Source organism: Porphyromonas somerae DSM 23386 (genome assembly GCF_000372405.1).
In the GTDB taxonomy this organism is placed as follows: domain Bacteria; phylum Bacteroidota; class Bacteroidia; order Bacteroidales; family Porphyromonadaceae; genus Porphyromonas_A; species Porphyromonas_A somerae.
In genome coordinates, this window is the sequence record NZ_AQVC01000072.1 from 1 (window position 1) to 5,734 (window position 5,734).

The window sequence follows — 5,734 nt, forward strand, 5'->3', positions numbered from 1 at the left end:
CCTCGGCAGAGGTCCGTGCTAAATAGGCACAGGTCAAGGCACGCAGTGCCGAAGACCTGTGTATAGATAGGTGTAAAATACCCTTGCGACCCCGGTCGAGGGGTCGGACCACCCTATCTCTAGGTCTGACCCCTCAGCCGGGGTCAAGGAGGTGGTGGATGTGCTCTTGCACACAGGTCGTTAGGGGCTCTGCCCCTCCCGACCTGTGCCTATTTAAGAGGGACCTCTGCCGAGGTCCACCCTTATTGACCTCCAATGAATGCCATACGGCAATATCATTCTAATGTGTAACCCCTGATTAGAAAGGACTTACCATGTGGCAATCATCGGAGATTTTTGTATGAACCTCGGCAGGGGTCTCATCTGAGTTGGTATAGGACCCTTAGAGTTGCATTGCATCGAAACTATGAGATAGTTGCATCAATGAAACCGTTGCATTGAGACGAATTGCAGCGTTTCTTATGGAATTGGAGATGAGGCAAGTTGCTGGGATTTTCGGGGAAAGTGTAAAAAGTGAGGGGAATAGCCCTTACTTCTGCCTAAAAAATGGTATCTTTAGCCATTAGAATATTTATAGATATGAAGCGAAGCGAAATAATTATACCGATAGAGGAGAAGTCCTTTAAAGAGTTACAGAGTGAAGAACTAGAGTTGGTGGAGGCGGCAAGGAGCATTGCCCGCGATGCCTATGCCCCTTACTCAAAGTTTAGAGTAGGTGCTGCCCTTCGCCTAAAGAGTGGCCGTATCGTCACTGGGTCCAACCAAGAAAATGCTGCCTATCCCTCGGGACTGTGTGCCGAGCGGACGGCACTATTCTACGCTGGGGCTCAGTACCCCGATGATCCAGTGGTCGCCTTGGCAGTGACCGCGATGCGGGATGACAATCTCTATGTAGCCGTAGCAGCCCCCTGTGGAGGTTGCCGACAGGTGATATTGGAGACCGCCGACCGATACAAGTCGCCCTTCCCCGTCTACCTAGCCGGGCCTGACTCAGTACAGATAGTCGCAGATTGTAGGCAACTCCTACCGATCAATTTCGACGCATCGTCGCTATAAGAGAAGGAGCTAAGATGGGAGACTTTGTAGTATCGGCACGTAAATATCGTCCGAGCACCTTCGAGAGTGTCGTAGGGCAGAAGGCCTTGACCACCACTTTGAAGAATGCTATTCTTCAGAATAAGCTATCTCACGCCTACCTATTCTGTGGGCCGCGAGGGGTGGGCAAGACCTCTTGTGCCAGAATATTTGCGAAGACCATCAATTGCCAAAACCGTACTCCCGAGGGAGAGGCGTGCAACCAGTGCGAGAGCTGTATTGCCGCTAATGAGCAGCGCTCCTATAATATTATGGAGCTTGATGCCGCCTCCAATAACTCAGTCAATGATATCCGCCAGCTGATAGAGCAGGTCTATATTGCCCCCACTTCGGGCAAGTATCGGGTCTACATCATTGATGAGGTGCACATGCTCTCGAGTAGTGCTTTCAATGCCTTCCTTAAGACACTAGAGGAGCCCCCCGCACACGCCATATTTATTTTGGCAACGACCGAGAAGCACAAGGTGCTACCCACCATCATCTCTCGCTGCCAAGTACACGACTTTAGCCGAATAACTAGCCACGACATTGCAGAGCACCTAGCCCACATCGCTTCCCAAGAGGGGATCACCGTTGAGCCCGAGGCACTGCAGATGATCGGCATCGCTGCCGATGGAGGAATGCGCGATGCCCTCAGTATGTTCGATCAGATAGCCGGCTTTGGTGGCGGACAGGTGACCGTAGAGGGGGTGAGGCAAAACCTTAATCTCCTCAATGAAGATGAGTACTTTAGGCTACTCGCCTATGTGGTGGAGGGGCAGCACCCCAAAGCCCTTTCGCTCATCAATGACCTCCTAGAGAGTGGGTACGAGGGCGATATCGTGATGCGGGGCTTCTCGGGTTTCTTGCGCAATGTATTGATGGCTCAATCGGCCGAGACGATACAGCTGATCGAAGCCCCCCAATCTATCCAAGAGCGTATGTCCAAAGCTGGGGCCTATACCCCAGCTAGCATGCTGTGGAATTATCTCAAGATTAGTAGCTCCTTTGGTGCTGAGTACAAAGGGACGCCCGATAAACGTCTGGCACTAGAGGTGGCAGTACTAAGGATGTGTGAGCTATCGAGCTCCAGCCCATTGGCTACGCCCGTAGCCCCCGCCCCAGCTGCTGCCCCGACAGCTACCCCCTCCGCCACCACATCAGCACCCCCGCGGGCCTCCACACAGCAGGTCCATCAGCCAGCACATCAGCCAGCTCAGGCACCTACCCAGGTGAGCCAGCCGGCACAAGTCTACACCAAGGCTCAAACCATTAATCCACAGCCCACTCGGCGCACTCAAGGCAATGGAGGGCAAGAGCTTTATGGCTTTTCCCTAAAAACAGGTAAGCCAACCGTGCAGAGGGAGGAGACCAATACTGGGCCGGTAAGCCAAAACCGCAACGAGGAGTACACCGAAGAGCAGCTACAGAAGGCGTGGCGAAAGGCAGTGGCAATGGTCAAGAACGCCCCCTTTGCCAAGGGTGTATTGCAGAGGATCACCCCCACAAAGTCACCCGACCACAATATCCAGCTAGTGGTACAGAGCAATACCATCAAGATGCAAGTGGTGCGCGTGCTAGGGCCAGTGCTAGAGGTGCTACACGATGAATTGAAAAATGACAAAATCGGCATCGCCATTGAGGTAGATGTAAAGCTACAGGAGCTACTACCACAGACCCCCAATGAGCGGTGGGCATTTGTCGCCAAAGACAATCCTTGGCTGCAGCAGATGGCACAAGACCTGCAGCTTCGACCTAGATAACTAAAGAGTAATAATCACTAAATAACTAAATCAAACAACAACATGAGAAAATTACCTAAGGTACTAATTTCACTAACCCTGCTCCTCGGACTTACTATGCCAGCGATGGCACAAGAGGCTGCTAAGGAGGAGTACAAGTTTACAGTAGTAAAGGAGCTACCTATCACACCTATCCAAAACCAAGCCAATTCAAGCACATGCTGGTCGTTTAGCGGACTAGGGTTCCTAGAGATGGAGGCATTGCGTATCAGTGGCAAGAGCGTAGTGCTCTCACCTATGCATGTGGTATCTCACTCTTATCGCGATAAGGCTGAGAATTACATTCGCTACCAAGGGGAGACCAACTTCGGCCCTGGTGGCTCTTTCTATGATGTCCTTTACTCTGTAAAGCACTACGGTATCGTGCCAATGAGCGAGATGGAAGGTCTCAACTATGGCTCAAAGCGCCACAATCACAATGAGATACACGCTGCTGCAGATGGATTTATCAAAGCTATCCTCAAGAATTCAGAGCGCTCAGGCCTCACACCAGCTTGGAAGAAAGCTTTCGGCGGGATCATCGACGCTTATCTAGGGGAGCTCCCAGAGAGCTTTACCTACGAGGGTAAGAGCTTTACCCCCGAGAGCTTCGTGAAGTACCTAGGGCTCAATATGGACGACTATGTATCGCTCACCAGCTTTACTCACCACCCATTCTACTCTAAGTTTGTACTCGAGATTGCCGATAATTGGAGACACTCTCTATCTTACAACCTCCCTCTCGATGAGTTTATGCAAGTCTTCGATAATGCGATCAATAACGGATATGGTATCGCATGGGGTAGCGACGTAAGCGAAGTAGGCTTTAATAGAGATGGACTAGGAATCCTGATCGATGCCGACGCAGCAGAGTCTACTGGCTCCGACCAAGCTCGCTGGATCGGTGCTACTCCAAGTGAGAAGCGCAGTATGATCAATGAACTGGTACGTACTCCTGGTGCTCCAGAGATCAAGGTGACTCAAGAGTGGCGCCAAGCAGGCTTCGATGCCCAAGAAACAACCGATGACCACGGTATGGTGATCTATGGTATCGCTAAGGACCAGACTGGTAAGAAGTTTTACATGGTCAAGAACTCTTGGGGCGAAGCTGGCCGTTACAAAGGTCTATGGTATGTATCCGAGAACTTTGTAGCTGGTAAGACCATCAATATTGTGGTGCACAAAGATGCCATTCCTTCTGCTATCCGCAAGAAGCTCGGCATCTAATCCTTCCCTCAATATAATATAGAATATCCCCGCTGATCCATCGGATCAGCGGGGATATCTTATTGATGCCAACTGAAAGGGGAGTGGGGGTACCTTATCGGGCAGGTCGGACAATTCGGATGCCCGATAGGCTGGTGGTGGTGCACCCTATCGGGTGCTTTTTCGGGGTAGGGTACCTAATGGGGAGCCCTTATCGGACAAGTCGGACACCCGCTTTCTACCAGTAGCTTATTAGCCGTCCGACTCGTCTGACCTGTCTGACCTGTCCGACTTGTCCGATAAGGGGCCCTTTCTCGATGAGGCACTTCTATGGGTAGTCACAAAAAGAGGGCGAGCAACCAATTGGTTGCTCGCCCTTTATTAATATAGCTTGGCGCTACTCTTAGAATACAAAGGTTAGACCAAGGGTGCTAGATACACCTGCAAGAGTGGTAGTTACCTTATCCTTCTTGAATGAGCTACTAGTGTATCCTAGACCTAGTGTAAGACCTACGTTAGGATTCACAAAGTAGGTTACACCACCACCTACACCATAGTATAGACCACCAGCTGAGGTAGTAGTCTTACTGTCAGATACAGGAGCTTTACTTGTAGAGGAGAGATGTGCATACCCTACCTGAGCGCTAAGGAATGGACGGATGTTGCTATTTGGTAAGAAGAAATAGCTTACTGCAGGAGCGATAATAAAGGTACCCTCACTGTCGCCATCACGACCAGAAAAGTCGTAGCCTAGTTCAGCACCTACTGCAAGGTTGTCGATCACGAAATAGCGTGCGTCGAAAGCAAGCTTAAGGTTGGTAGTAGCTTTAGTATCAGTTTGCTTATTACCATCAACCGTCATTGAAGGCTTGCCAGAGAATAGAGATAGAGAGGAACCTGCACCTACCATCATCTTACCTGCCTCAGTCTGAGCAAAAGCGCTTACAGAGCATAGAGCCATCACTGCGGTGGCTACCATTAGTTTAATTGTCTTCATGATAAAATCTAAATCTAATTGTTAAACAAATATTTAATCATTATATATTCGGTAGCAAATATACGAATATATATTGAATTATTACTATATGACAATATAATCAATCACCCTACAGTTCGCCATCGCGGTAGTAGAGGAAGCGGAGGTAGTCGGTGAAAATGATATTTTGTAGCGAGCTCTTATAGCGGTCAAATTGCTCCTTATTATCCCCTTTGAGCTGATACCCTTCGAGGTCACGATCACCAATGTCTTTGGTCTCAATATAACCGATGGGGTGTCCGGCGCAGGTAAAGGTGAAGTCGGGTCGACCGATGTTGTTGGTGCCTTGTGCCTCCTCGGTGATGGCGATCTTCTTGGGGAGGAGTTGGCGGAGGAGCACCTGGAAGTCGGTGCGGTAGCTCATCTCGGTCAGCCCACCTGCTTGTAGGCGCTTAGTGATCTCTCGTAGGTAGTTGCGTATCTCGTTCATAATTGAGTATTGGTTTGAGTCGTTACCAAAGACAACCATTTTCGCGTAGATGACCGCCATTTGTGGGGGTGGGGGTGCCTTATCGGACAGGTCGGACGCTCGATAGACTGGGGGTGTGGTTTCCTGAAAAAGGTTGACTCGGTTAATGTTACGTTGTTATTAATCCTGCTTTATGTTGACTTTCTAGCCTTTAGTCCTGTGAGGGGT

At 50.0% G+C, this 5,734-nt stretch carries 5 protein-coding genes; 3 read left to right on the forward strand and 2 right to left on the reverse strand.

The features are described from left to right. Positions 1-579 precede the first annotated feature (579 nt). The 3 genes from cdd to A3GK_RS0109835 are packed head-to-tail and all read left to right on the forward strand — an operon-like array spanning position 580 to position 4,082. Entirely contained in the window at positions 580-1,056 is a 477-nt protein-coding gene (cdd, locus tag A3GK_RS0109825) for a cytidine deaminase (protein WP_018029278.1), read from the forward strand. A gap of 14 nt (positions 1,057-1,070) precedes the next feature. Further along, on the forward strand, positions 1,071-2,837 hold the full coding sequence (gene dnaX, locus A3GK_RS0109830; RefSeq protein WP_018029279.1) for a DNA polymerase III subunit gamma/tau: 1,767 nt from the start codon (positions 1,071-1,073) through the stop codon (positions 2,835-2,837). Positions 2,838-2,879: 42 nt separating this feature from the next. Beyond that, positions 2,880-4,082, forward strand: a complete 1,203-nt coding sequence (locus A3GK_RS0109835; RefSeq protein WP_026161842.1) for a C1 family peptidase — start codon at positions 2,880-2,882, stop codon at positions 4,080-4,082. Positions 4,083-4,464: 382 nt separating this feature from the next. Here A3GK_RS0109835 and A3GK_RS11110 read toward each other — a convergent pair whose 3' ends face one another. Then, positions 4,465-5,058 carry an outer membrane beta-barrel protein gene (locus tag A3GK_RS11110; protein ID WP_051052346.1) on the reverse strand — a complete coding sequence of 198 codons (594 nt, stop codon included), beginning with the start codon at positions 5,056-5,058 and terminating at the stop codon, positions 4,465-4,467. 109 nt (positions 5,059-5,167) lie between these two features. Beyond that, positions 5,168-5,527: a hypothetical protein gene (locus tag A3GK_RS0109845; RefSeq protein ID WP_211205469.1), complete on the reverse strand. Its 360-nt coding sequence runs from the start codon at positions 5,525-5,527 to the stop codon at positions 5,168-5,170. Between the last annotated feature and the right edge of the window lie 207 nt (positions 5,528-5,734).